Annotated in this window: 23 protein-coding genes and 1 pseudogene; 15 read left to right on the top strand and 9 right to left on the bottom strand. The window is 72.7% G+C overall.

Annotation, left to right across the window (positions count from 1 at the left end):
• A partial coding sequence (locus tag ACLQ2R_RS25820) for a sugar-binding domain-containing protein (protein ID WP_425963166.1) occupies positions 1–2,102 on the bottom strand: 2,102 nt, incomplete at its 3' end.
• Positions 2,103–2,489: 387 nt separating this feature from the next.
• On the opposite strand from ACLQ2R_RS25820, the gene ACLQ2R_RS25815 reads away from it, so the two are divergent.
• From ACLQ2R_RS25815 to trpS, 6 genes are all read left to right on the top strand, one after another.
• On the top strand, positions 2,490–3,278 hold the full coding sequence (locus ACLQ2R_RS25815) for a DeoR/GlpR family DNA-binding transcription regulator (RefSeq protein WP_425963334.1): 789 nt from the start codon (positions 2,490–2,492) through the stop codon (positions 3,276–3,278).
• A 426-nt stretch (positions 3,279–3,704) separates the two neighbouring features.
• Complete coding sequence (locus ACLQ2R_RS25810; protein WP_425963165.1) at positions 3,705–5,945, top strand: carbohydrate-binding protein; 2,241 nt, start codon at positions 3,705–3,707, stop codon at positions 5,943–5,945.
• 380 nt (positions 5,946–6,325) lie between these two features.
• Complete coding sequence (locus ACLQ2R_RS25805; protein ID WP_425963163.1) at positions 6,326–7,753, top strand: GDSL-type esterase/lipase family protein; 1,428 nt, start codon at positions 6,326–6,328, stop codon at positions 7,751–7,753.
• Positions 7,754–7,815: 62 nt separating this feature from the next.
• Complete coding sequence (locus tag ACLQ2R_RS25800) at positions 7,816–9,015, top strand: SGNH/GDSL hydrolase family protein (protein ID WP_425963161.1); 1,200 nt, start codon at positions 7,816–7,818, stop codon at positions 9,013–9,015.
• Positions 9,016–9,254: 239 nt separating this feature from the next.
• Entirely contained in the window at positions 9,255–9,668 is a 414-nt protein-coding gene (locus ACLQ2R_RS25795) for an ATP-binding cassette domain-containing protein (protein ID WP_425963159.1), read from the top strand.
• Positions 9,669–9,876: 208 nt separating this feature from the next.
• Positions 9,877–10,857: a tryptophan--tRNA ligase gene (gene trpS / locus ACLQ2R_RS25790; RefSeq protein WP_425963157.1), complete on the top strand. Its 981-nt coding sequence runs from the start codon at positions 9,877–9,879 to the stop codon at positions 10,855–10,857.
• 30 nt (positions 10,858–10,887) lie between these two features.
• On the opposite strand, the gene ACLQ2R_RS25785 is transcribed toward trpS, so the two are convergent.
• Positions 10,888–11,550, bottom strand: a complete 663-nt coding sequence (locus tag ACLQ2R_RS25785; protein WP_425963155.1) for a metallophosphoesterase — start codon at positions 11,548–11,550, stop codon at positions 10,888–10,890.
• Between ACLQ2R_RS25785 and ACLQ2R_RS25780 the strand changes: the two genes are divergently transcribed.
• Positions 11,509–12,435, top strand: coding sequence for a PLP-dependent aminotransferase family protein (locus tag ACLQ2R_RS25780; protein WP_425963153.1), 927 nt, complete (start codon positions 11,509–11,511; stop codon positions 12,433–12,435). The two genes, ACLQ2R_RS25785 and ACLQ2R_RS25780, sit on opposite strands and share 42 nt — an antisense overlap.
• A gap of 47 nt (positions 12,436–12,482) precedes the next feature.
• On the opposite strand, the gene ACLQ2R_RS25775 is transcribed toward ACLQ2R_RS25780, so the two are convergent.
• Positions 12,483–13,445: a helix-turn-helix transcriptional regulator gene (locus ACLQ2R_RS25775; protein WP_425963151.1), complete on the bottom strand. Its 963-nt coding sequence runs from the start codon at positions 13,443–13,445 to the stop codon at positions 12,483–12,485.
• A gap of 111 nt (positions 13,446–13,556) precedes the next feature.
• On the opposite strand from ACLQ2R_RS25775, the gene ACLQ2R_RS25770 reads away from it, so the two are divergent.
• The 3 genes from ACLQ2R_RS25770 (at position 13,557) to ACLQ2R_RS25760 (ending at position 15,497) form a co-directional block, all read left to right on the top strand.
• The gene (locus ACLQ2R_RS25770) at positions 13,557–13,964 is read left to right on the top strand and encodes a VOC family protein (RefSeq protein WP_425963149.1); all 408 of its coding nucleotides are present in this window, start codon (positions 13,557–13,559) and stop codon (positions 13,962–13,964) included.
• Positions 13,961–14,509, top strand: a complete 549-nt coding sequence (locus ACLQ2R_RS25765; protein ID WP_425963147.1) for a YdeI/OmpD-associated family protein — start codon at positions 13,961–13,963, stop codon at positions 14,507–14,509. Before ACLQ2R_RS25770 ends, ACLQ2R_RS25765 begins: the two co-directional genes overlap by 4 nt.
• A gap of 226 nt (positions 14,510–14,735) precedes the next feature.
• On the top strand, positions 14,736–15,497 hold the full coding sequence (locus ACLQ2R_RS25760; protein WP_425963145.1) for a thioesterase II family protein: 762 nt from the start codon (positions 14,736–14,738) through the stop codon (positions 15,495–15,497).
• Between the two features lie 84 nt (positions 15,498–15,581).
• Here the strand turns inward: ACLQ2R_RS25760 and ACLQ2R_RS25755 are convergent.
• Positions 15,582–15,671 (bottom strand): annotated as a pseudogene (locus tag ACLQ2R_RS25755) (pentapeptide repeat-containing protein); the annotation flags it as partial.
• Between the two features lie 211 nt (positions 15,672–15,882).
• Here ACLQ2R_RS25755 and ACLQ2R_RS25750 point away from each other — a divergent pair.
• Positions 15,883–16,437, top strand: a complete 555-nt coding sequence (locus ACLQ2R_RS25750) for a hypothetical protein (protein ID WP_425963144.1) — start codon at positions 15,883–15,885, stop codon at positions 16,435–16,437.
• Positions 16,438–16,596: 159 nt separating this feature from the next.
• On the opposite strand, the gene ACLQ2R_RS25745 is transcribed toward ACLQ2R_RS25750, so the two are convergent.
• The 3 genes from ACLQ2R_RS25745 to ACLQ2R_RS25735 all read right to left on the bottom strand — a co-directional run bounded on the left by ACLQ2R_RS25745 (position 16,597) and on the right by ACLQ2R_RS25735 (position 20,805).
• Positions 16,597–17,658, bottom strand: a complete 1,062-nt coding sequence (locus ACLQ2R_RS25745) for a LacI family DNA-binding transcriptional regulator (RefSeq protein WP_425963143.1) — start codon at positions 17,656–17,658, stop codon at positions 16,597–16,599.
• A gap of 233 nt (positions 17,659–17,891) precedes the next feature.
• A complete protein-coding gene (locus tag ACLQ2R_RS25740) occupies positions 17,892–19,343 on the bottom strand; it encodes a family 43 glycosylhydrolase (protein WP_425963142.1) in 1,452 nt (483 codons plus the stop codon).
• A gap of 97 nt (positions 19,344–19,440) precedes the next feature.
• Positions 19,441–20,805, bottom strand: a complete 1,365-nt coding sequence (locus ACLQ2R_RS25735) for a glycoside hydrolase family 43 protein (RefSeq protein WP_425963141.1) — start codon at positions 20,803–20,805, stop codon at positions 19,441–19,443.
• Between the two features lie 379 nt (positions 20,806–21,184).
• Between ACLQ2R_RS25735 and ACLQ2R_RS25730 the strand changes: the two genes are divergently transcribed.
• The 3 genes from ACLQ2R_RS25730 to ACLQ2R_RS25720 all read left to right on the top strand — a co-directional run bounded on the left by ACLQ2R_RS25730 (position 21,185) and on the right by ACLQ2R_RS25720 (position 23,846).
• Positions 21,185–22,270 (top strand): epoxide hydrolase family protein, encoded by a 1,086-nt coding sequence (locus ACLQ2R_RS25730; RefSeq protein WP_425963140.1) that lies wholly within the window; start codon positions 21,185–21,187, stop codon positions 22,268–22,270.
• Positions 22,271–22,439: 169 nt separating this feature from the next.
• A complete protein-coding gene (locus ACLQ2R_RS25725) occupies positions 22,440–22,808 on the top strand; it encodes a nuclear transport factor 2 family protein (RefSeq protein ID WP_425963139.1) in 369 nt (122 codons plus the stop codon).
• A 132-nt stretch (positions 22,809–22,940) separates the two neighbouring features.
• A complete protein-coding gene (locus ACLQ2R_RS25720; protein WP_425963138.1) occupies positions 22,941–23,846 on the top strand; it encodes a zinc-binding dehydrogenase in 906 nt (301 codons plus the stop codon).
• Positions 23,847–23,932: 86 nt separating this feature from the next.
• On the opposite strand, the gene ACLQ2R_RS25715 is transcribed toward ACLQ2R_RS25720, so the two are convergent.
• Positions 23,933–24,778: an SGNH/GDSL hydrolase family protein gene (locus ACLQ2R_RS25715; RefSeq protein WP_425963137.1), complete on the bottom strand. Its 846-nt coding sequence runs from the start codon at positions 24,776–24,778 to the stop codon at positions 23,933–23,935.
• Between the two features lie 120 nt (positions 24,779–24,898).
• The gene (locus ACLQ2R_RS25710) at positions 24,899–25,384 is read right to left on the bottom strand and encodes an FBP domain-containing protein (protein WP_425963136.1); all 486 of its coding nucleotides are present in this window, start codon (positions 25,382–25,384) and stop codon (positions 24,899–24,901) included.
• Between the two features lie 81 nt (positions 25,385–25,465).
• Here ACLQ2R_RS25710 and ACLQ2R_RS25705 point away from each other — a divergent pair, with 81 nt between their 5' ends.
• The gene (locus ACLQ2R_RS25705; RefSeq protein ID WP_425963135.1) at positions 25,466–26,062 is read left to right on the top strand and encodes a TetR/AcrR family transcriptional regulator; all 597 of its coding nucleotides are present in this window, start codon (positions 25,466–25,468) and stop codon (positions 26,060–26,062) included.
• Positions 26,063–26,236 lie beyond the last annotated feature (174 nt).

The following is a 26,236-nucleotide window of genomic DNA, read 5'->3' as shown; positions in this document are numbered from 1 at the left end:
GCGCCGCCGCCGTTGCAGTCCCACAGCTGGAGCGGTGATCCGGCGGCGGTCGCGTTGCCGGTCACGTCCAGGCAGCGGTTCAGCGTTCGCAGCGCCCTGCCGTTCCAGGTCCAGTGCTGGTCGGCGGCCTGGATCTGGCAGTCCCACAGCTGCACCGCGGCGCCGTTGCCGCCGGTGTCGTCGGCGGCGACGTCCACGCACCTGCCTCCGGGACCGTTGACCGGCCGGCCGGGCGGGGGCGGGGCCGTGTTCAGCCGCTTGGAGGCGGCGATGATGCCGAGGTTGGCCGCCCTGACCCGGGCGGCGTCGAACTTCATCACCTGCCGGTCGTAGGTCCAGAAGCCGTTGACCTCGCCCTCGACGTCGAACGGCTGGGTGTACACCAGCGCGCTGAGTCCCCGGGTGTGCATGAGGTTCGCCGACTGGGCGACGAGGCTCACGTACCGGTCGGTGATCGACTGCGCGTTCGGGTGCATCTCGTACGCGCCGAACTGGCCGTTGGGGCTGTACTCGTGGCCGGGCACCCGCACGCCCAGGCCGCCGTACTCGCCGAGCACGGCGGTGCGGGTGCTCGTCGGCGCGGGGGAGTCGGGCCCGACGTAGATGTGCCAGTCCATGATGTCGCCGTTGCCCGGGTCGCCCTTGGACGCGCAGCAGTTGTAGCCGCTGTGCCCGTTGACGAGCCTGGTCGGGTCCTGGTTCTTGACGTTCTGGATGACCCGCGAGGTGTCGGCCAGGTTCCACTCCCCCCAGCCCTCGTTGAACGGGACGTAGGCGACGACCGCGGGTGACGAGCGGTGCTCGTCGACGATCTCCCTCAGCTCGCTCTCCCACTGCGCGTGCTGGGCGTCGTTCCCGCCGCCCATGCTCGGCATGTCCTGCCAGACCAGCAGGCCGAGGCGGTCGGCGTGGTAGTACCAGCGCTGCGGCTCCACCTTGATGTGCTTGCGGACCATGTTGAAGCCGAGGTCCCTGGTCTTCTGCAGGTCGCTCGCCAGGGCGGCGTCGGTCGGCGCGGTGTGCAGGCCGTCGGGCCAGAAGCCCTGGTCAAGCACGCCGTTCTGCATGACGAACCGGCCGTTGAGCGTCAGCGTGAGCCTGCCGTTGACCACGGCCTTGCCGACCTCGCGCATCCCGAAGTAGTGCGTGGTCCGGTCGACGGTCGCGCCTCCGGCGTCGCGCAGGGAGACCCGCAGGTTGTACAGGAACGGGTCGTCCGGCGACCAGCGCCGCGCGTCGGGGACCGGGACGCTGAAGTCGGTGAAGGCGCCGGTCGCGGTGCCGACGACGGTCGAGCCGTTCAGCGCCTCGGCGTACACCGAGTGCCCCGAGACGTTGCCCTTGGTGAAGACGCGGACCCGCAGGGTGTTGTTCGCGAGGTTGGGATAGAAGTCGACGCTGTGGATCGACGAGGCGGGGGTCGGCTCCAGCCACACCGTCTGCCAGATGCCCGACGACGGCGTGTACATGATGCCGCCGGGGGAGCGGACCTGCTTGCCCCTGGCGGGGCTGCTCCCGGCGGCGCCGGAGTCGGTCGGGTCGAAGGCGCGCACGATCAGCTCGTTCGTCCCGCCGTTGAGGTGCGGGGTGATGTCGAACTCGAACCGGTCGTAGCCGCCCGTGTGGCCGCCGACCTGGGCGCCGTTCACCCACACGGTCGTCTGCCAGTCCACGGCGCCGAAGTGGAGCTGCACCCGGCGGCCGTTCCAGCCGGCCGGCACGGTGAACGTCCGCCGGTAGGTCAGGTAGTGGCGGTTGTCGTTCGCCGCCCGCTTGATGCCGGACAGGGCGGACTCCACCGGGAACGGCACGTTGACGCGTTCCGGCAGCGTCTGGCCGAACACGGGCGCGTCGTTGGTGGCCGACTGCCGGAGCTGCCACTCGCCGTTGAGGTTCTGCCAGTCGGGGCGGGTCATCTGCGGCCGGGGATACTCCGGCAGGGGCGTGCCGTTCAGCGCCTGGTTCGTCCAGGGCGTCGTCAGCGGGGACGGCTGGGGCGGGGCGGCGGCGGCCTGCGGCAGGCCTGTCGCGAACGTGGCCAGGCCGACGAGGAGGACGACGACCGCGTTCAGCGGCCGCCGTCGACGGTGTGCGCGTTGCATGGGATCTCCTCAGGGGGGTGAGGGCTCGGAGATGCGCGGGGATCGCGGTGAGGTGTTCCCGGGGACCAAGGACCGGGGACGGGTGCGGGCCTTTCTGCCGTGCGGTTCGCCGGGTGCCCGCCGTGAACCGGCACGGCGCGCACCCGGCGAAGGGGATGATCAGAAGTGAATACTTCGAGGCTTTGTATGTCAATATTTGACCGAATATGATCGTGCCCCCTCCCGGACGCCGGGAGAGGGCACGCGCCGGACGTGGACCCGGTCGCGGGTCGGCGCGGGCCGATCACGGAAGCTGTCATCTGCCCGTAATCCGGACTCTTTATGATCGAGGCCGATCAGCACTAGTCCAGGGCGGGCAGACAGGTGACCGACGGAAAGACCAGCGATATGGCCGAGGGTGCCCGGCCGGTGTTCGCCGCCGAGCGGCGCCAGCGCATCCTGGAGCTGGTGCGCGCCAACGGCGCCGTCTCCCTGCGCGACCTCGCCCGGGCCGTCGGCTCCTCGGAGGTCACCGTCCGCCGCGACGTGCGGATCCTGGAGGCCGAGGGGCTCCTCGACCGCCACCACGGGGGCGCCACCCTGCCCGGCGAGCTCTCCCGCGAGCCGACCTACTCGCAGAAGGCCCAGCTCGCCGACGCGGAGAAGCTGGTCATCGCCGACCTGGCCGCCTCCCTGGTCGAGGACGGCGACGCGATCGCCGTCGGCGCCGGCACCACGACCCAGGCGTTCGCCCGGCGCCTGACCCGCTACGCCGAGCTCGCCGTCGTCACCAACTCGCTCCTGGTGGCCCAGGCCCTGGCCGACTGCCCGCGCATCGAGGTGGTGATGACCGGGGGCACGCTGCGCGGCTCCATCCACGCCCTCGTCGGCAGCCCCGCCGAGCACTCGCTGGCCGGGCTGCGGGTGCGCCGCGCGTTCGTCTCGGGCAACGGCCTGACCGCCGAGCGCGGTCTGTCCACCCCCAACCTCCAGGTCGCCAGCGTCGACCGCGCGATCGTGCGGGCCGCCGAGGACGTGGTCGTGCTCGCCGACCACACCAAGATCGGTATCGACACCATGGTCCGGACCGTGCCCACCGAGGAGATCACGCACCTCGTCACCGACGACGGCGCGCCCACCGAGGTCCTGGACGACCTCGCCTCCCGGGGGGTACGGCTGCACGTCGCCCGGCGATAGGACACGCCCCGTACCGCACCCGGGACGGGCTGCTTCCGTGACGGCGCCGTCCGCGGCCCTCCGCGTCCGGGCCGCCGTGGATCCGGTGACGGCGGGCACGCGTGAAACGTTCACATCACGCCGGAGGACGCCGAGGGCCCCGGGAACGTTCACAGGGAGAAAAAGGGCCTCGTCGTCGCCGGTGGCGGTCGCACGAGGGCGGTGCCGGCGTCCACCTCGGGCTTCGGGCGGGCATTTTCAGCGCGCCGGGTTGTGCGTTACCGTGCACGTTCACAGAGCCTGACCGCGCCTGTGAGGAGAACGCGCGGCCTCACCCCCCGACTCCGCCCGCGGCCTCGCCGGGCTCGTCCTGCGGCGCACGCGCGAGCCGGACCTGTCGCCGTTGCCGCACCCGCGACGACCCGCCCCCCACCCGCTGGAGTTCCCATGTCCTTACGCAGACCACGCGTCGCCCTGCTGTCCGCCGGCGTCGCGCTGGCGACGGCCGTCGCCGGTGTCGCCATCGCCGCGGAGGCTTCCGCGGCGACCCGTTACGAGGCGGAGAGCGCGCCGGCCACGTGTGACGGTCTCATCGAGTCCAACCACGCCGGGTTCACCGGCAGCGGGTTCTGCAACGCGAACAACGCGGTGGGGGCGGCGGCGCAGTTCACGGTGACCGTGCCCGCTGCGGGCGCGGCCACCATCGGCGTCCGTTACGCCAACGGCGGGACCGCGGGCCGTCCGGCCGACGTGCTGGTCAACGGCGCGGTCGCGCACGCGGGCAGCGCGTTCGACCCCACCGGCGCCTGGACGAACTGGGTGACCAGGACGCTGACCGTGTCGCTGAACGCGGGCGAGAACGTCATCCGCCTGACCCCGACCACCGCCGGCGGCCTGCCCAACCTCGACCACCTCGAGGTCGACCAGGGCGGTACGGACCCGACCCCGACCGGCCGCCAGATGGAGGACCTCGACCGCGGCCTGATCAGCGTGCGCTCGGGAAGCGGCAACCTGGTCTCGTGGCGGCTGCTCGGCACCGAGAGCATGAGCACCGGGTTCAACCTCTACCGGGGCTCGGCCAAGCTGAACGCCTCCCCCCTCACCGGCGCCACCAACCACCTGGACAACGGCGCCGCGGCCGACGCCTCCTACACCGTCCGCGCGGTGGTGAACGGGGTGGAGCAGGCGGCGTCCGGGCCGTCGCTGCGCTTCGCCGGCGGCACCTACCTGGACGTGCCGATCTCCCGGCCGGGGAGCACCTACACCGCCGGGGACGCGAGCGTCGGCGACGCGGACGGCGACGGGCAGTACGAGATCTTCCTCAAGTGGGACCCGAGCGACCAGAAGGACAACTCCCAGGCCGGGGTCACGAGCAACGTCTACATCGACGCCTACCGGCTCAACGGCCAGCGGCTGTGGCGCGTCGACCTTGGTCGCAACATCCGGGCGGGCGCGCACTACACCCAGTTCCAGGTCTACGACTACGACGGCGACGGCCGGGCCGAGATGGCGGTCAAGACCGGCGACGGCACCGTGTCCGGCACCGGGCAGGTGATCGGCAACGGCGGCGCCCTGCACCGCAACTCCGACGGCTACATCCTCACCGGACCCGAGTATCTGACCGTGTTCGACGGGCTGACCGGCGCGGTCCGCTCCACGGTGAACTTCGATCCGGCCCGCGGCAGCATCGGCGACTGGGGTGACACCTACGGCAACCGCGGCGACCGGTTCCTGGCCGGCACGGCCTACCTGGACGGCCGGCGGCCGAGCATCATCATGGGCCGCGGCTACTACGCCAAGAGCGCGATCGCGGCCTGGGACTTCCGCGACGGCCGGCTCACCCGGCGCTGGAAATTCGACTCCGCCAATGCCGGCAGCCAGTGGACCGGCCGCGGCACCCACTCGCTGTCCATCGCCGACGTCGACGGCAACGGCACCGACGAGGTCGTCTACGGCGGCATGACCGTCAACGCCGACGGCACCGGCCGTTACACCACCGGCTTCTACGCCCACGGCGACGCCCTGCACGTCGGGGACCTCGTGCCCGGCCGCGCGGGCAAGGAGATCTGGCAGATCCACGAGCAGAACTCCGGCGCCGCCGCCACGCTGCGCGACGCCGGCAACGGCTCGATCATCATGCAGAAGAACAACGCCTGCAACTGCGAGGGCCCGGGCCGCGGCGTGGCCGGCGACATCTACGCCGGCAACCCCGGCGCCGAGTTCTGGGGGGCGGGCACCGGCCTGACCAGCCTGTTCAACGCCTCCGGCGGCAGCGTCGGGCGCACCCCCGGCAGCTCCAACTTCCTGGCCTGGTGGGACGGCGACCCGGTGCGGGAACTGCTGGACGGCAACCACGTCGACAAGTACGGCACCGGCGGCGACACCCGCCTGCTCACCGCCTCCGGAGCGCACTCGATCAACGGCACCAAGGCCACCCCGTCGCTGTCCGGCGACCTGTTCGGCGACTGGCGCGAGGAGATCATCCTGCCCCGCGACGACAACGCCGCGCTGCGCGTCTACGCCACCCCCGTCCAGACCGACCGGCGGCTCTACACGCTGATGCACGACCCCCAGTACCGCGTCGCCGTCGCCTGGCAGAACACCGCCTACAACCAGCCGCCCCACCCGAGCTTCTTCCTGGGCGACGGCATGAGCACCCCGCCGCGGCCCGACATCCACGTCCGCTGACCCTCCGGCGGCCCGACATCCACATCCGTCGACCGCCCGGCGGCCCGACATCCACATCCGTCGACCGCCCGGCGGCCCGACATCCACGTCCGCCGACCGCCCGGCGGCCCGGCACCCCGCCGGGCCGCCGGGCCGTGACCCGAGCCGTGGCGCATCCCCCCAGCCGGCCCCCACCCCCCAGGAGCCCCGATGAAATGGCTGCCGAAGATCTCATTGCTCGCGGCGATGACGACGGCACTGGCGTGGGGGGGGCGGGGGGGGGGGGGGGGGGGGGGCGCCCGCCCCCCCCCCGGCCGGCGGGGGGCGGGGCCCCCGCCGGCCCGCCGGGGGGCCCGGGGGGGCCCCCCCCCCCCCCCCCCGCCGCGACGACCCGGTACGAGGTGGAGTCCGCGCCCGCCGTGTGTGACGGCGTCGTGGCCTCCAACCACGCAGGCTACTCCGGCAGCGGTTTCTGCGACACGACCAACGCCGTCGGCAGCGCCGCGCGGTTCACCGTGAGCACACCGGCCGCGGGCACCGCCACCCTGACCGTCCGCTACGCCAACGGCACCACGGCGAACCGGCCCGCGGACGTCAGCGTCAACGGGACGACGGTGCGGTCCGGGCTCGGCTTCGAGGGCACCGGCGCGTGGACCACCTGGGCGACCAGGAGCGTGTCCGTGCAACTGAACGCGGGGACCACCACCGTGCGGCTCGCCGCGACCACCGCCGGCGGACTCGGGAACATCGACTACGTCGAGGTCACGACGGGCGGCGGTGGCGGCGGGGACGGCTCGCCCACCGATGCGAACATCCGTTTCGTCGGCCGCTGGGACACCCGCAACGGCGGCGCCTATGTGCCCGGCTGGGCCGGCGCCTATCTCACGACCGGGTTCACCGGCACCACCGTCAAGCTGAGGCAGCGCAACGCCATCGACCTCTACTACAGCATCGACGGCCGCCCCGACGTCTACCTGCAGAACGTGCAGGGCACCGTCAACCTCACCCCGTCACCGCTGGCGGCGGGCACCCACCGCCTGCGCGTGTCCTACCGGGTGGTGGCCGGCTCCTACCGCGGCGACGCGGTGTTCCAGGGGCTGGTGCTCGACCCGGGCGCCCGGACGGTGCCCGCCGAGCCGTCCCGCGGCACGGTGGAGTTCGTCGGGGACTCCATCACGGTCGGCACCACCAGCTCGAAGAACGCGCTCACCGCGTACGGATGGCTGGTCGGCGAACAACTCGGCCTGGATCACACGCAGGTCGCCCAGGGAGGCGCCTGCCTGGTGAGCACCGCCGACGGCTGCGTCGGCCTGGACCGGCGGTTCGTGAAGGTGAGCGCCGCCGACGGGGCGGCCGACCACGACTTCACGCGGTACCGGGCGGATGTGGTCGTGGTCAACCTGGGTACCAACGACGCCGGGCACGGGGTGTCCACGACCCAGTTCCAGACCTCCTACACCGAACTGCTGCGCACGATCCGCGCCAGGTACCCGGAGGCCGCGATCCTGGCCCTGGAGACCTTCCGTGGGCGGTTCGTGCCGCAGACCCAGGCCGCGGTGCAGGCCCTCGGCAACGCCGGGGACCGCAACGTCTTCTTCGTCGACACCGACGGCTGGGTGCCCGCGGACGGCCTGTCCGACGCCGTCCACCCCAACGACGTCGGGCACCGCGCGATCGCGGCGAGGCTGGCGCCGATCGTGGCCGCCCACCTCCCGCCGAGCCCCGCGTCCGCCTCCACCTCCACGGATGCGTCGAGCGGCACGGCCGGCGCCTGTGACACCGCCCCGGGATCCCCCGCCCTCGACGACCCCGGATGCGCGCCCGGCTGACCCGCCCGGCGCAGGTGCCGTACCCGCGACGACCAGACCCGACCCACCCCTTGGAGTTCCCCATGTCCTTACGAAGAAGGCTGTCCGCCGCCGCCGTCGCGCTGGCGACGGCCGCCGCGGGTGTCGTCATGACCACCGGAGCCGCCTCCGCGGCGACCCGTTACGAGGCGGAGAGCGCGCCGGCCACGTGTGACGGTCTCATCGAGTCCAACCACGCCGGGTTCTCCGGCAGCGGGTTCTGCAACGCGAACAACGCGGTGGGGGCCGCGGCGCAGTTCACGGTGACCGTGCCCGCCGCCGGAGCGGCGAGTGTCGCCGTCCGCTACGCCAACGGCGGGACCGCGGGCCGTCCGGCCGACGTGCTGGTCAACGGCGCGGTCGCGCACGCGGGCAGCGCGTTCGACCCCACGGGGGCGTGGACGAACTGGGTGACCAGGACGCTGACCGTGTCGCTGAACGCGGGCGAGAACGTCATCCGCCTGACCCCCACCACCGCCGGCGGCCTGCCCAACCTCGACCACCTGGAGATCGGCGCGCCCGTCTCCGGCACGACCACCGTCTGGCTGGCCGGGGACTCCACCGTCGCCGCCAACTCCGGGGGCAACATCGTCGGCTGGGGCAGGGAGCTCGCCACCTACCTCACCGCCGACGCGGGCGTGGTCAACAGCGCCGTAGGCGGCCGCAGCGTCCAGACCTGGCTGTACGAGTCCGCCGTCACCTCCACCGTGAACTCCGCCGGGGAGTGCGCGCTCAGCTCCACCGCCTACGCGGCCCGCTGGCAGGCGATGCTCAACGCCTCCACCGGGATGAAGGCCGGCGACCACCTGTTCATCCAGTTCGGCATCAACGACGGCTCGCCCACCTGTCCCCGCCACGTCGGCTCCGCCCGGTACCGCGAACTGCTCACCGCCATGGTCCGCGCCGCCCAGCAGCGCGGCGCCCACCCCACGCTGGTGACCCCGGTGTCCGCCCTCAGATGCAGCGGAAGCACCGCCGTGCCCACCCGCGGGTTCCTGACCGAGACCTTCGACGTCGGCCGGGCCACCGGCGCCCCGGTCGTCGACCTGCACGTGCTGAGCATCACCCTCTACAACAACCTGCGCTTCTGCCCGTTCAACGGCGACTACTCCTCCGGCCCCGTCGGCGCGTTCTTCGCCGACGACCACACCCACTTCGAGGCGGCGGGCGCACGCCAGATCGCCGGCCTGGTCACCAAGGCGGTGCGCGACCAGCGACTCCCCCTCTCCGCGTACCTGAGGTGACACTCCTGCCGCCCCCGGCGGGCGGCAGGATCACCCACGACCGCTCTCGCGCCGCGCGTCCCACCGGGCTTCCCCCCGGTGGGGTCGGGCGGGGCGGCAGGCGTGGCCTCCCCACCCTCGGGACACGGCCCGGGGCGGGCGATCATCTGTGATCGAAGGTGTCTGTCTCTTTACGAAATTGTTTCTTTTGTCGGTCATCATCAGGACATGCTCCCGGGCTATCTCCACGGAGGGTCTTCATGACAGCCGGCACCCGTGCCGTCGAGGCGGCGGGAATCGTCAAGGACTTCCCCGGTGTGCGGGCCCTCGACCACGTCTCCTTCACCCTGGCGGAGGGAGAGGTCCACGCCCTCGTCGGGGAGAACGGCGCCGGCAAGTCCACCCTGGTCAAGGTGCTGACCGGCGTGTACCGGCCGGACGGGGGCAGGTTGCGGCTGTGGGGGAGCGAGGTGCGCCTGCCCGGCCCGCCGGACGCCCGGCACGCCGGGATCTCCGCCGTCCACCAGGAGGGCAACCTCGTCCCGCAGATGAGCGTCGCGCGCAACCTCCTCCTGGGCCGCGAGCCCCGCAACCGGCTGGGCCTCATCGACGCCGGACGCGCCAGGCGGCTGGCCGGGGAGATCCCGTCACGGCAGGCCCCGCCCGCGTCCTGAACGGCCTGACATCCCGCCACCCCGGGGTGGTATGGTCGCGGTATGCGGATGATCTTCCTGTTCACCGGCCGGTGGCGCCCCTGACGGGCGGCACCGTTCATTCGCGTACCTGACAACGCGGCCGTCCCCGACCGGGCGGCCGTTTCGCGTTCTCGCACCCCGTCGGCCCGGCCGGGGCGGCCCTTCGACCCGAAGGGGAGCCAGACCGATGGCACGACGACTGACCGGCTTCACCCCGTCCGGCGACCTGCATCTGGGCAACCACCTCGGCGCGATCGCGCCGATCGTCGCCGGGCAGGCCACCACGGACACGGTGATCTTCATCTCCGACCTGCACGCCCTGACCCTGGAACACGATCCCGCCGAGGTGCGGCGAAGGACGCTGGAGTTCGCGACCCTCCTGCTGGCGGCGGGCGCCGACCCGGACAGGTGCCTGTTCCTGGTCCAGTCGCACGTCCCGGGGCACACCGAGCTGCACTACCTGCTGGAGTGCGTCACCGGCTACGGCGAGGCCCGGCGGATGATCCAGTTCAAGGAGAAGTCCGGCCGCCAGGAGCGGGTGCGGATGTCGCTGCTGACCTACCCGATCCTGATGGCGGCCGACATCCTGCTGTACGACACCGACGAGGTGCCGGTCGGCGAGGACCAGGGCCAGCACGTGGAGCTGGCCCGCGACATCGCCCAGCGCTTCAACACCCGCTACGGCCCCACCTTCACCGTCCCCCGCGCGGTCACCCCGCCGGTCGCCGCCCGCATCATGGACCTGACCTCGCCCGGCGACAAGATGAGCAAGTCGGCCCCCTCCGCCGCGGGGACGCTGCGGCTGCTCGACGAGCCGGACGTCCTGCGGCGCAAGGTGATGCGCGCGGTCACCGACACCGAGGGCGTGGTCGGCTACGACCCCGCGCGCAGGCCGGGGGTGTCGAACCTGCTCGCCGTCCTGGCGGCCTGCACCGGCGGCGAGCCGGAGCGCCTGGCCGGGGAGTTCGGCCGCTACGGCGAGCTGAAGGAGGCGGTCGCCGACGCCGTGGTGGCCACCCTCACGCCCGTCAGGGAGCGCTACCTGCGGCTGGCGGCCGACCCGCGGCACGTCCAGGAGGCCCTGCGGGCCGGTGCCGAACGTGCCCGCGACCTGGCCGGCACGAAGGTACGCCGGGCCAAGGCGGCGATCGGGCTCCTGCCCGGTTGAGACGGCGCCACCCGCGCACCGGCCGGGCGATCAGACGACGACGGACCGGTAGTGGGTGGTCAGGTGTCCCTCGTCGTCCAGGACGTGGAACGCCAGCGCGGGCGGCCGGTCGAGATGGATGTGATCGCCGGGGGCGCCGGGGTGGGACCGGCGCTCCCAGGGGAGGCGGACGGTGGAGACCACCCCCGGCGCCACCAGCAGCGGCCGTCCGGCGAAGGTGGTCGCCGCCGCGGTGTGGGCGTGCCCGCACAGGAAGGCCACCAGGTTGGGGTGACGGCCGGCGACCCCGGCGAGCCCGTCGGCCCCGAACTGGCGGATGGCGTCGACGAAGGGGACCCCCAGCAGGGCCGGCGGGTGGTGGAAGCCGACCAGGACGGGAACCTCCGCCGGGGTCCGGGCCAGGGTGTCCTCCAGCCACGCCAGCGTCTCCTCCTCCAGCAGCCCCTCGTCCTTGCCCGGGACCGAGGAGTCGCACAGGACGACGACGGCGCCGGGCGTGCGGTGGACCTGGTTGACCGGTTCCCCCGTTCCCGGCCACCCCAGCAGGTGCCGCCGGAACGCGGCGCGCTCGTCGTGGTTGCCGGGGCAGATCAGGATCGGATGCCGGGAGGTCAGCAGTTCGCGCGCCCGCTCGTACTCGGCGGGCAGGGCGTGATCACCACCCCGGACCGGATCGTGGTCACCTCCGGTCACTACCAGGGGCTGGGGCTGCTCTGCGCCGCGCTGGTCGCGGGCGGCGCCCGCGTCGCGGCCGTGGAGGACCCGGGCCACAACGCCTTTCGCGACGTCGTCCGGCGCGCCGGGTTCACGGTCCTCGCCCTGCCCGTCGACGGCCACGGCGCCCGTACGCGGGAGCTGACCCACCGCGAGGCGGCGGTGTTCCTGACGCCCTCGCACCAGTACCCGGCCGGCGTCCCGCTGAGTCCCGGCCGCCGCCGGGCGCTGTGCGCGTGGGCGCGCTCCACGGGCGGCCTGATCGTCGAGGACGACTACGACGGCGAGTACCGCTACGACCGCCGGCCCGTCGGGGCCCTGCAGGGCGTCGCCCCCGACCGGGTCGTGTACTGCGGCACCGTCTCCAAGACCCTGGGCCCCGCCCTGCGCCTGGGGTGGATGGCCCTGCCGCCCCACCTGGTGGAGCCGGTCACACGGGCCAGGCGGCACGCCGACCTGTACACCGAGACGCTGGGCCAGCTCGTCCTGGCCGACCTGATCACCACCCACGCCTACGACCGCCACGTCCGCGCCGCCCGCCTGCGCTACCGCCGCCGCCGCGAGCTCCTCCTCGGCCGGATCGCCGCCGTTCCCGGCCTCGTCGCCCACGGGGTCCCCGCAGGCCTGCACACCCTGGTGACCCTCCCGCCCGGCGGCCCCGCCGAGGACGACCTGCTGGCCCGGTGCGCCCGCCGGGGCCTGGCTCTGCGCGGCCTGAGCGAGCTCCACCACGACCCCGAAGGGCGGGCGCGAGGGCTGCTGGTCGGCTTCGCCGCCCCGTCCGAACGCGCCTACCCGGCGGCCCTCGACGCCCTGTCCGCGGTCCTGGCCGCCGAGGGCGCCTCCGGAGGGTCCGGGCCATGAAGGTGATCTCCGGGCGGCCCGGGTCGTGAGGGGGGCTCTCCGGGTGTTCAGGTGAACGCCTCGACGGCGCGCCCGGCGCGTTCGGTGATCGCGCGAAGGTGGCCGGCCAGCTCCGGGGGGTCGAGGAGGGTGTAGCCGACCGGCAGGAGCAGGACGCGGTGGGCCAGGTGCCGCAGGGAGTCGGGGTGGGTGACCAGCCGGCACGAGCGGTGGTCGACCGGTTCCAGCACCCCCTGCCAGGCGGGGACGACCTCGGCGGCCTCGTCGGCGGGCACGTGCAGCAGCAGCCGTGCCCGGACGTCGCGGGCCGGCATCTGGTGGGTCACCCAGGTCTCGGTGTCGACGCCGCCGGGCAGCTCGCGGGCGGGAACGCGGACGCCGGTGCGGTGCACCTCGCCCATCCGGTCCACGCGGAACGAACGCCACGCGGCCCGGTGCTCGTCGTAGGCCACCAGGTACCACAGCCGGTCGGAGACCACCAGCCGGTGCGGCTCCACCAGGCGCCGGGTCGCCTCGCCGTGCGGCCTGGTGTAGGGGAAGCGGACCTTCTCGTGCGTCACGCAGGCGGCGGCCAGCGCGGCCAGCGTGCCGGCGTCGGCGGCCGGGCCGTCGTGCCGGGGCAGGACGACGGCCGCCCCCGACAGCGCCGCCACCCGGTGGCGCAGCCGTGCCGGGAGGACCTGTTCCAGTTTGGCCAGGGCGCGGAGCGAGGTGTCCTCGATGCCGGTGACGGCCGCGGTGGCCGCGGCGCGCAGGCCGACGGCGACGGCGACCGCCTCGTCGTCGTCGAGCAGCAGCGGCGGCATGGCCGTTCCGGCGGTCAGCCGGTAGCCGCCGACGTTTCCCTGGGTGGCGTGGACCGGGTACCCGAGCTCGCGCAGCCGGTCGACGTCGCGCCGGATCGTCCGGGAGGTGACCTCCAGGCGGTCGGCGAGCTCGGCGCCCGGCCACTCGCGCGGGGTCTGCAGCAGGGACAGCAGCCGCAGCAGTCGGCCGGAGGGATCGCGCATGTCCCCATCCTGCCATCCCTGCTAGGACGTTCAATGACCTATTGGACTTCTAGAGTCATGGACATCGGAACGGAGCACGACAGCCGGACCACGACAGCGAAGGAGCGGCACATGTTGCGAGGACTCGCCACCGTCACCCTCTGGGCGGACGACCTGGAGGCGGCCAGGAGCTGGTACGCCGACCTGCTGGGCGTCGAGCCGTACTTCGAGAAGCCCGGGAACGGGCAGCCGGCCGGCTACTACGAGTTCCGGATCGGCGACCACCAGGCCGAGCTCGGCATCATCGACCGGCGGTACGCCCCGCCGGGCGCCTCCACCGCGCCGGGCGGCGCGATCACCCACTGGCACGTCGACGACGTCGAGGGCGCGCTGGAGCGGCTGCTCGCCATGGGTGCCACACTGCACACGCCGCTGACCGAGCACGGTCCCGGCTTCGTCGCCGCGTCGGTGGTCGACCCGTTCGGCAACGTGCTGGGCGTCATGTACAACGCCCACTACCTGGAGATGCTGGACCGATGATGCACTTCGAGGACGCCGGGGCGTGGGAGGCGTGGCTGGCCGCCCACCACGACAGCGGCGACGGCGCCTGGCTGAGGATCGCGAAGAAGGGGTCGGCCACCACGTCGGTCACGATCACGCAGGCGCTGGAGGTCGCGCTGTGCTACGGCTGGATCGACAGCCACCGCAGAGCCCACGACGAGCACTCCTTCCTGCAGCGGTACTCGCGCCGCCGCAGGGGCGGCAGCTGGTCGCGGGTGAACGTCGAGCGCGTGGAGGAGCTGACCGCCGCCGGGCGGATGCGCCCGCCCGGCCTGGCCGAGGTCGCCGCCGCCCGGGCGGACGGGCGCTGGGAGGCGGCCTACACCGCCCAGCGCGACGCCGTCGTCCCCGCAGACCTGGCCGGGGCGCTGGCGGCCAGCCCGCGTGCCGCCGCCCGCTTCGAGGCGCTGGGCAGGACCGCCCGCTACCGGCTGATCCTGCCGCTGCTGAAGGCCAGGACCCCGGCCGGGCGCGCGGCCCGCCTGGACGGGGCGATCGCCGGCCTGCTGGCCGAGCGCGGCTAGCCGCGTCGCCGGTCACCACGGGGAACACCGGGACGGCCCGGCGCGCCCGCCCTCCGGTCCGGTGGTCGTCGCGACACCCCCGTTCGGGGAGGCGACGGCCACCGGGACGGAGGTGACCTCCCGCGACGTTATGATTCCCCGGCGACGCCGCCCCCGCGAGGTCGTGGCGCCCGCGAGGCCGTGACCCCCCGCGAAGGCGTGATCCCCCGGCGAAGGAGAGACATCCGTGAGGGCGACCGACCCATGGTTCCGGCGTTACCACCCCTCACCGCGCGACGCCGCGCAGGTGGTCTGCTTCCCGCACGCCGGAGCGTCCGCCAGCCACTACCACGCGTTCTCGGCGGACCTGGCCCTGTCCGCCGAGGTGCTCGTCGTGCAGTACCCGGGCAGGCAGGACCGCTACGGCGAGCCGTTGTTCCGGGGAATCCACCCGCTCGCCGACCGCATCGCCGAGGCCCTGCTGCGGCAGCAGGAGCGGCCGCGCGCCTTCTTCGGGCACAGCATGGGAGCCATCGTCGCCTTCGAGGTGGCCAGGCGTCTCGGGGACCGGGGGCCCGGGCTGCTGCTGGCGTCCGGGCGGCGCGCGCCCTCCAGGGACCGCCTGGAGACCGTGCACCTGCTCGGCGAGAACGGCCTGATCGCCCACCTGCGGGAGGTGAACGGCGCGGAGGCGGTCTTCCTGGAGGACGAGGAGGTGCGGGAGCTGGTGCTCCCGGTGATCCGCAGCGACTACCGGGCCATCGAGACCTACCGCCCCGCGGACCTGACACCGCTGAGCTGCCCGATCGTCGCGCTCACCGGCGACGCCGACCCGCTGGCGAGCCTCGACGACGTGCGGGCCTGGAGCGAGCTCACCACCGGGTCCTTCGACCTCCGCGTCTTCTCCGGGGGCCACTTCTTCATGGCCGAGCACCGGCGGGAGGTGACCGAGACGATCCTCGGCGCCATGGCGAAGGTCTTCGAGGGGACCGGCCCCGGCGACCGGTAGGGCGGATCGGCGGGCCGGGAACACGGGCACGCGACCGCCGGCGGGCCCGCAGGTGCGGAGCTCGCAGACCTGGAGCTCACAACCCCGGAGTTCGCAGCCCTGGAGCTCGCAGCCCCGGAGTTCGCAGCCCTGGAGCTCGCAGCCCCGGAGTTCGCAGCCCTGGAGCTCGCAGCCCCGGAGTTCGCAGCCCTGGAGCTCGCAGCCCCGGAGTTCGCGCGCCCGGAGTTCGCGGGCCTGAAGATCATGGGCCCGGAGTTCGCGGGCCGCGGGGGAGAGGGCCGAAAGTCCTTCGCACGCGAGTCGTACGGCACTGTGGCGCGATCACCGGACGCGATGGGATGGAGGTGCGACAAAGACCGCGGAACACAGCGAAAGAGGAGCCGTCATGGCCACCACTCACGGACGAAGCACCGCCACCGGGCCGGTCGTGGACGCCACCCCCGTACCGGCCGACCGGCGCCCGGCGGCCTACGCCTGGGCGATCACCCGGATCGGGCTGGGCTTCATCTTCCTGTGGGCGTTCCTGGACAAGACCTTCGGGCTCGGCTTCTCCACCCCCGCCGAGCGGGCCTGGCTCAACGGCGGCAGTCCCACCACCGGCTTCCTCAAGGGCACCGGCGACAACGCCCTGGGCGGGGTGTTCGGCGCCCTGGCCGGGCAGGGCTGGGTGGACTGGCTGTTCATGCTCGGCCTGCTGGGCGTGGGCACCGCGTTGATCCTGGGCATCGGCCTGCGCGTCGCCGCGATCGCCGGAGGCCTGATGATGGTGCTGATGTGGGCCGCGGCGCTGCCGCTGGAGACCAACCCCGTCCTGGACGACCACCTCGTCTACGCCGTCGTCCTGGCCGGACTGGCACTGAGCAACGCGGGCGCCACCTGGGGCCTGGGCGCCTGGTGGGCCACCACCCCCCTGGTACGCCGCCTGCCCGTCCTGCTCTGACCCTCCCGCGGACGGAAGGCCCGCCCCTCCGGGGGCGGGCCTTCGCCCGTGCCCGCGCGCCGTACCGGGGCGGGGCGGGGAGAAAGCCCCGGCGGCGAGGCCAAGGGGGTCCGTTCCCGGGACCGCCCGCGACGGGTCGGCGGGGCCCCGCGCTCTCCCTCAGCCGGTTCGTCCCCGGGACCGGCCGCGACGGGTCGGCGGGGCCGCGGCGCTCTCCCTCACGATGAGTTCGGGCTCCACGAGCCGCCGGGCCTGGCCCGGCCTGCCCGCCATCCGGTCGAGCAGCAGGTGGAAGGCGTTCCTGCCGACCTCCTCGAAGTCCTGGCGCATCGTCGTGAGCGGAGGCCAGAAGTAGGCCGACTCCGGCACGTCGTCGAAGCCCACCACGCTGACGTCCTCGGGTACGCGCCGCCCGGCCTCGCGCAGCGCCCGCAGCACGCCCAGGGCCATCTGGTCGTTGCCCGCGAAGATGGCCGTGACCTCGGGATCGTCCGCCAGCCGCCGGCCGATCTGATAGCCGGAACGCGAGCTCCAGTCCCCGCGCGGCACCTCGGGAACCCGGTGCCCCCCGGCCTCCAGCGTCTCGCGCCAGCCCTCGACCCGGCCGTTGGCGTCGATCCAGTCGGCCGGGCCCGCCAGATGCCACACGGTCTCGTGGCCGAGGTCGAGCAGGTGCCTGGTCGCCCGCGCCGCCCCCGCCCGCTGGTCGACCATGGCGACCGGGACGGAGAGGCCCTCCCCGGCGTCGACCGCGACCACGGGGATCATCGACGGCAGGTGGCGCAGGCCCTCGGCCGCGGACTCGTGCGGCGCGACGATGATGACGCCGTCCACCGACTGCGACTGGAGCTGGCGCAGGCTCTCCTCGATGGAGCGGCGGTTGAGCGTGCTCAGGCTGGTGATGCTCACGGAGTAGTCGTTGAGCCTGGCGGCGCGCTCGATGCTGTAGAGGGTCGAGACCGGGCCGTACAGGGGGGTGTCGATGCTGACCACGCCCAGCACCCCGGAGCGGCCCGTGACGAGACGGCGCGCGGCGGTGTTGGGCCGGTAGTCCAGCTCCCGCACCGCGGCCAGCACGCGCGCCCGGGTTCCGGCGTGCACCCTCTCGGGCGCGTTCAGTGCCCGCGAGACGGTCATCGCCGACACCCCGGCGAGCGCGGCGACGTCCTCCAGCACCGCGGGTCTGGAGAACAGCCCGCCCTCGTTCGATTCCGCCTTCACAGCGGCTCACCCCCCTACGGGGGCAACGCTACAGGCCCGGCGGGCACGTTCCATCTCGGGGGACGTGATCCGTAGGGGACATATTCCCGGGCCCGCGGCCGATCCCGGCGTGTCCCGTCCGGGAGCGGCCGATCCCGTGGGCCCCGTCCGGGAGGGGGCGGCCGTCGTCACCCCCTCCCGGCGCGTCTCACTCCACGTCCTCGGCGCGTCTCATCCCGGACTCCCGGCGCGTCTCACTCCAGGACGAAGCTGGCGTTGCCGCGGAAGGCGGCGGTGCCGTCGTTCTGCTCGACCCACACCTGGCCGGCGCGATGGCGCAGGTAGTAGCCGGGGAAGTTGACCGACTCCAGCGACACCGTCCCGGACCCGGCCAGCCCGGCGCGGCGGGTGAAGCCGGCGTCGGCCTTGAACAGGGCGGAGCCGTCGTTCTTCTCCACCCAGGCCTCGTGGTTGCGGTGGCGTAGGAAGTAGCCGGGGAAGTTGGTGGACTCCAGCGACACCGTGCCCGACCCGGACAGGCCGGTGACGAGCCTGAACTGGGAGTCGGCCAGCGGGGAGACGTTGGTCTCCAGGCGGGCCCGGTACTCCCAGTGGCGCACCGCCGAGCCGGGGACGTCGTAGGACATCAGCCGCGCGGGGGTGGCGCCGTCGGGGACCGGGATGCCGAAGTCGGGGGTGCCGTCGGCCCTCCAGTGGACCTTCTGGACGCGGGTGCGCCGGTTGGGGTCGTTGAGCGGGTCACCGGTGATGTCGCGGTAGTTGCGGTCGTGGTAGACGAGGATGTCGCTCTGGCCGTCCTCGGAGACGGTGAAGGAGTTGTGGCCGGGGCCGTACTGGCCGGTCGCGGCGTTGGTGGCGAAGACGGGACCCGCGCTCTTGGTCCAGGAGGAGGCGTTGAGCGGGTCGGCCGAGGCCGGGGCTGTCAGCATGCCCAGGCAGTAGTTGGCGTCGGTGGCGCTGGCGGAGTAGGTCAGGAAGAGCCGGCCGTTGCGCTGGATCACCGCCGGTCCCTCGGCGACCTTGAACCCGCGCGTCTCCCAGGCCAGGGTGGGCACGGTCAGCCGGGTGGTGGCGCCGGTGATCGTCCAGGGGTTGGCGCCCATGCGGGCGATGTAGAGGTTGGAGTTGGTGGCGATGCCGGGCTCCTGCTGGGCCCAGGTGAGGTAGCGCACCCCGTTCGTGACGAAGGTGGAGGCGTCCAGGGCGAAGGTGTCCCAGGGGGTGGTGATGCGGCCGCGTTCGGTCCAGGAGCCGGTCAGGGGGTTGGCCGCCGAGCTCTCCAGGACGTACATCCGGATGCGCCAGACGTCGTCGGCGCGGCCGGCGGCGAAGTAGACGTACCACTTGCCGTTGATGAAGTGGATCTCCGGTGCCCAGATGTGGGCGCCCATCTCGCCGCTGGTGTGCCTGCGCCAGATGACCGTCTCCGGGGCGCCTGCCAGGCCCTGGATGGTGGTGGCGCGGCGCAGCACGATGCGGTCGTACTCGGGGACGGTGGCGGTGAAGTAGTAGTAGCCGTCGGTGTGGCGGAAGATGTGCGGGTCGGCGCGCTGGGCGGCCAGCGGGTTGGTGTACTGGACGGCGGGGGAGGCGTGGGCCGTCACCGGAAGGAGCAGGCCGCCGATCACCGCGAGCAGGGTGATCAGTACGGTCAGCAGCGGGCGGCGCGCGGATGTGGGGGGCATCGGGTCGTCCTTGTCTCGTCGGACCGGGGGAGGGGGCCCGGGGGGCGGGGGTTAAGGAGCGAGGGGCGGCATGACGTCCTCGCCGGAAGACGGCTCGTCAGGCCAGCGGCGAGGTCACCATGAAGGAGGCGTCGGAGGCGAACACCGACCCGGACGCCTTGAGGTCCAGCCGCATCTCGTAGTTGTAGTGGCGCAGGTAGCGGCCCGGCAGGTTGTACGACTCGAACGAGGTCGTGCCGCCGCCCGCCAGTCCCGCCCGGCCGCAGAAGGTGGCGTCCCCCTTGAAGATCGCCGAGCCGTCGTCGCGCTGCAGGACGAGCCGCATGTTGTAGTGGCGCAGGTAGTAGCCCGGCAGGTTCACCGACTGGAAGGAGTGGCAACCGCCGCCTGCCAGTCCGGCACCGACCGTGAACGTGGCGTCCCTGCGGTCGGCGAGCGGGCTGGAGGCGTTCAGCGGGTCGACGTAGGCCACGTTGGAGCGGTGGCGCAGGTGGCGGTCGGGGAAGTTGGCCGAGCGCAGCGAACGGTTGCCGGTCGGCACCGCCGTCGTGTCGCCGACGTCCTCGCGCAGCACGGTGAAGTGCCTGGCGGTGCCCGACAGGCCGGTCATCTCGACCTTGGCGGAGAATGTGGCCAGGTCGGAGCTGTCGGCGTGGTAGTAGCGGCGGCCCGTGTAGTTGTCGAAGTAGATCCGCCACCTGCCGTCGGGCAGCCGGGTCAGCGCGGGTCCTTCGAGCCCCGAGCCCCAGCCCGCCCAGTTGCCGGTGCCGGTGAAGCTCCAGGGGCCGGTGAGCGAGGTGGCGGTGGCGTGCTCGATGTACTTCGTCGTCTCGTTCTTGAGGAAGTTGTGGTAGGTCGAGCCCACCTTGACCACGAAGCTGTCGATGTAGTTCGCCGGGATGCCCAGGGCCACCGGCGCGCTCCAGGACGACAGGGCGGTGTCGGTGGCGGTGATCCGGTACGGCCTGAACTGCCCCGCCGTGCCGGTCGCCGAGGCGGAGAAGATCACGTGGACGCTGCCGTCGGAGTCCCTGAACCACTCCGGCGCCCAGGTGCTGCCGGTGGCGCCGTTCAGCCCGACGGTCACGTTGCGCAGGAACGTCCAGCTCACCGTGTCGGCGCTGCGGGCGAAGCCGATGGTGTCGCCGGTCCAGTTCGTCGTGTAGACGAGGTAGTAGTAGCCGTCCGTGTGCCGCAGCACGCTGGGGTCCCTGATCAGCCCGGACGGCGGCGTGTAGGCGTTGGCCCGCACCAGGGAGAAGGTCGAGGCGTTCGGCGAGTCGTAGACGTACATGTTCGACTCGCTGCTGTTGGTGAAGGCCGTCATCAGGTAGTGCGGGACCGGTCCCGCGGCGTGGGCCGCCGTCGGTACCAGCACCAGGGCCGTGACGGCGGCCAGGACGGTCGCCGAGAACACCGAGAACGCCACCAGTGTCGTGAGAACCCGTCGGTACGCGCGCATTCCGGTACCTCCATATGTTAACGCTAACATCTCACCGCGAACACACCGGGACGGTGATCGGTGCGCTGGGCGTATTAGTAGCCCGCCGTGGAGGTGTCCGTCAATGGGCGATATGTGACTCCGTCCGTCCGGGAGTGCCGGAACGAGGGGTGGCGGCGGCCGGGCGACCGCTGCCCCGGCCCGGCGGCGGGCCGGGGTCGCCTGCTCGACGCGGTACGCGGCCCTCGGGACCTCTGCCCGCCGAGCCCGTCTTTATTGGTCAAGCCAACGAATACGTTTATAGTTGGTGTCACCAACATCGAAGGCGCCGACCGCTCTCGCCGCCGGACACCGTCCGGCCGATCGGCGGCCGCCGAACGCGTCCCCCGGAGTCACGATCGTGATCAAGCCGTTCCGTATCGCCGTTCCCCAGGCCGACCTCGACGACCTGGCCGGCCGTCTCTCCCGCACCCGCTGGCCCAACGAGATCGCCGGAGCCGGGTGGGACTACGGCTTCCCGCTGGCGCGCCTGCGGGAACTGGCCGAGCACTGGCGCACCCGCCACGACTGGCGCGCGCACGAGGCCGGGCTCAACGAGCTTCCGCACTTCACCACCGAGATCGACGGCCAGAACATCCACTTCGTCCACGTCCGCTCCCCGAGACCGGACGCGCTCGCGCTGATCCTCACCCACGGCTGGCCCGGCTCGTTCCTGGAGTTCCTCGACGTCGTCGAGCCGCTGTCGCGCGACTTCCACCTGGTGATCCCGTCCATCCCGGGATACGGCTTCTCCGGACCCACCCGCGAGCGCGGCTGGGACATCGTCCGGGTGGCGCGGGCCTGGGCCGAGCTGATGCGCCGCCTGGGGTACGAGCGCTACGGCGCGCAGGGAGGCGACTTCGGCTCGGGCATCTCGCTGGCGCTGGGCGCGGTGGCACCCGAGCGGGTCGCCGGGGTGCACGTCAACTACCTGCCCACCCGGCCGGACCCGGACGCCGGCATCGAGCTGTCCGAGGAGGACGAGGCCCGGCTGGAAAAGATCAGGCACCTGATGGCGAACCGCCCGCCGTACCAGGCCCTGCAGGCCACCACCCCGCAGACCGTCGGCTACGCGCTGACCGACTCGCCGGTGGGCCAGCTGGCCTGGATCGCCGAGCGCTTCGAGCGGTGGACGGACCCCCGCTCGCGGATCGACGACGAGCGGATGCTCACCGGCGTCTCGCTGTACTGGCTTACCGCCACCGCGGCCTCCTCGGCGCGGCTGCACCGCGAGACCCCGCGGCGGACCGAGCCGTGCCCGGTGCCGGTCGGGGTGGCGGTGTTCGCGCACGACATCACGCGGCCGGTGCGGCCGCTGGCCGAGCGGCTGTACGACATCACCCACTGGTCGGAGTTCGAGCGCGGCGGCCACTTCGCCGCGATGGAGGTGCCGGAGTCGTTCGCCGGGGACGTCCGGGACTTCTTCCTCACCCGGACGGGCGGGTGACGCCGGCCGCGTGACGCGCGCGGTGCCGAGGACGTCCGGGACCTCTTCCGCACCCGGGCCGGCGGGTGACGCGCGCGATGTCAAGGACGCCTGGGCCGCTCCGACCTACCGTGGGGGAACCGCCGGATCGCACGGCGGCCCCGGACGGCAGGCGATCGAAGGAGCGGGCATGTCACGGAACATCGAGACCGTCACCACCTACCTGGACGGTTTCCGTAGGAACGACCACGAGCAGATCCTGTCCTGCCTGACCGAGGACATCGAGTGGACGGTCTTCGGCGCCTTTCGCCTGACCGGCAAGGACGCCTACGACAAGGCCATCGACGGCCCGCCCGAGCTCCTCGACCCCCCTCGCCTGGAGGTCGTGCGGATGGTCGAGCAGGGTGACGTCGTCATGGCCGAGCTCACCGGGACGGTGCGACGGGCCGCGGGCGGCGAGATGCGCATGTCCATGGCGGAGGTGTTCGTCATGCGGGACGGCAGGATCGCCGAGCGTCGCGCCTGGGTCGTCGAGCTGAAGGAGAACGACCACCGCTGACGCGCGTCCTTTCCCGGGAACGGTGAATCCACGACGTGAGGCGACGATCCGGCGGTGAAGGACGCCGGAGCCTTTGCGTTCGGCCATCGTCGTGGAACGTTTCCGATCGGGTGCGGTGCGTGCGCGGCGTGTGTGGCGGAGCTGTACTCGTGCTGTGAGAACAGCAACCCCAACGCGGGTATCGCGGAGAAGATGTACGGTCACCCGGTCACCCGGTCACCCGGTCACCCGGTCGCGGGGCTCTTCGGGTTCTCGCATCTGACCGGCGGGTTCGCGGGCGGGCAGGCGCAGTACGCGCGGGTGCCGTTCGCCGACGTGGGCCCGTTGAGGATCGAGTCGGACCTGAGTGACGAGCAGGTGCTGTTCCTGTCCGACATCCTGCCGACCGGCTACATGGGCGCCGAGATGTGCGACATCACCTCCAGCGACGTCGTCGCGGTGTGGGGTGCCGGTCCGGTGGGGCAGTTCGCCATGGACAGCGCCAGGGCCCTGGGGGCGGCGAAGGTCATCGCGATCGACAAGGAGCCCTACCGGCTGCGCATGGCCGAGGCGGCCGGTCACGTGACCGTCAACTTCGACGAGGTCGACGTGCGCTCGGAGCTGCTGACGCTGACCGGCGGGCGGGGGCCGGACAAGTGCATCGACGCGGTCGGCCTGGAGGCGACGCACGGCAGCACCCACCTCGCGGCCTACGACCGGGTCAAGCAGGCCGTGCGGTCGGAGACCGGCCGGCCGCACGCGCTGCGGCAGGCCATCATGTCATGCCGCAGCGGCGGCATCGTGTCGGTCATCGGCCTGTACGGCGGCCTGGTGGACAAGTTCCCCGCCGGGGCGTGGATGAACCGGTCGCTGACCCTGCGTGCGGGGCAGTGTCATGTGCAGCGGTACATGAAGCCGCTGCTGGGCCGGATCGAGCGGGGGGAGATCGATCCGACCCGGATCGTCACGCACACCCTGCCGCTGGAGCAGGCGGCCCAGGGCTTCGACATCTTCAAGAACAAGAGGGACGGCTGCGAGAAGGTCGTCCTCAGGCCCTGAGCCGCGGAGGGCGCCGGCCGTCGCCGGTGCCCTCCTCCATGGCGCGGTGTCCGTGACCGTGATGAGCGGGGGAAGAGGGGAACGGGCTAGACGTCGGACGCCTGCAGGACGGGCTGGTAGGTCGCCTCGGCGAGCGCCCGCTGGCCGCTGGTGTTGGGGTGGAAGTAGTCCCAGGTGCTGAGCTGCCCGAGGGCGAAGGGGTAGGAGAAGACGGCGCCGCCGTCGTACCTGCAGGTGGTGTACTCCGCGCAGACCCGGGCGAGCACGCCGTTGAAGTCGGCGACCCGCTGCCTGACGCGGTCGCGGCGCGCCTCGTCCTCGGGGGCGGTGGAGCGGGGGGAGGCCAGCATCGACCGGCAGATGCCGAAGGTGCTCCAGGCGGTACGGGCCGAGGAGCTGTCCTTGCCGACGGACCACAGGCGCTTGAGGTCGGGGATGCTGGCGACGAACACCGCGGCCTGGGGGATCCCGGTGGCGAGTTCCTGCATGGCGGCCCGGAAGTGGCCCTCGAAGTCGGCGACCGAGGTCATGGACGACTCCGAGGAGGTGCAGGCGTCGTTGGCGCCCATGAGGATCGTCACGTAGCCGACGCCCCGGGAGGCCGCGGTCCTGGCCTGCCCCGCGAGGTCGGCGATCTTCGCGCCGGATCTGGCGTCGTTGTAGGCGACCAGGTCGGGGTTCTGCGTCCTGATCCGGTTGCGGTGGCTGTCGACCGAGGTGCTCGACCCCGTCGACCACGATCGGCTGGTGCAGTCGACGAACCAGCCGCAGGCGTTGAACCCGCGGGTGATCGAGTCGCCCAGCCCGGACATGGAGCCGGGGGGCGCGAGGGTGGCGGAGGCGGCCGGGGTGGCCGGGACGAGGGCCCAGCCGAGGGCGGCGGCGAGGGCGAGGAAGAGGTGGAGGGCATGGCGTCGTGACAGTCGTGACAAGGGTCCTACCTCTGTCAGGGGGGTGTGCCGGATGCTGTGCCGATCGTGAATCGGTCCGGGCCCGGCGTACAGAGGGGGGAACGGAAGACTGACGTTGCGGTCAAGGCGACTGTCAGGGCGTCAGGCGGTGACCTTCTGGAGGAACTCGGCCACGTTGGCCACGGTTCTGCCGATCTTCTCCTCCAGGGTGAGGGACTCGGGCATCCGCCCGCCGGGCCCGGCGTCCTTCTTGCCGCGCAGGTAGAGGGAGCAGGCCATGTCGGTGCAGATGTAGGCGCCCACGGAGTCGCCGTTGCCGCCGGGGCGGCGGGCGGTCATCAGGGACACGCCCTCCCCGGTGTGCGTGGTCAGGCAGAGCGAGCACATGCTGCGCCGGAGGTGCCCGGCGTGGGGGGTGGCCCGGCGCAGCGCCGCGCCGACCAGGCGGTCGCCGTGCTCGGCGACCAGGTAGGTGCGGCCCGGGGAGGCGGGGTCTCGCCAGCCGAGGAAGTCCAGGTCGTCCCAGGGGCGGGTGTCGAGGTCCCTGGGGACGGCGAGGCGCTTGACCTCGCCCTTGGTGCAGTTGACGAAGGAGGCGCGGATCTCGCTCTCGGAAATCGGTCGCATGACCTGAAAGCTACCCGCTGTAAGCTGGGGAGGCAAAACATTATAGATTTTCCTAGAGTCCCTAGGAAGAGGGGAGGGTCCATGGCGCGGGGCCGGGTGACCGCCGCACGGCTGGCCGAGGTGGCGGCGGAGCTGGCCGACGAGGCGGGGCTGGAGGGCATGACCGTCTCGGAGGTCGCGCGCAGGCTCGGCGTGAAGGACGCGAACCTGTACGCGCACCTCGGGAACGCGCACGAGCTGCGGGTCAGGGTGGCCGTGCTGGCGCTGGCCGAGCTCGCCGACCGGGGCGCGGTGGCGCTGGCCGGCCGGGCGGGCAAGGACGCGCTGGTCGCCTTCGCGGGCGTCTACCGCGACTACGGCAGGGAGCACCCGGGCCGGTACGCGGCCATGCAGGTCGAGCTCGACCCGGAGACCGCGAGGGCGAGCGCGGGACGCCGGCACTCGGACATGATGCGGGCCATCCTGCGCGGGTACGCGCTCGCGGAGCCCGACCAGACCGACGCGGTCCGGCTGCTGGGCAGCGTCTTCCACGGTTTCGTGAGCCTGGAGCGGACCGGGGGATTCCGCCACCACCCGCGGGGCGCGGACGAGTCCTGGAGCCGGGTGCTCGACACGCTCGACGTCGCGCTCCGTGCCTGGCCCGCGTCCCCGCCGGAGGCCGTCCGGAACCCGGGGTGATCGGGTGGTGCCCGTGTTCCTGTTCTTCGCAGGATGTTAACGTTCACAACCCGGCTGTCAACATCCGGCTTACAGGGCGGGACGGGCCGGTGCGCCGGTGGGGCACCCATGACCTGCGACTTCGGAAGGGTCGTCCCGGCTCGGCGGCCCGATGTCGGTGGCCGCCCGTCGGCC

Origin of the sequence: Streptosporangium sp. DT93 (genome assembly GCF_049844535.1) — a bacterium.
Taxonomy (GTDB): domain Bacteria; phylum Actinomycetota; class Actinomycetes; order Streptosporangiales; family Streptosporangiaceae; genus Streptosporangium.
This window is presented reverse-complemented; position numbering and strand designations above follow the sequence as displayed.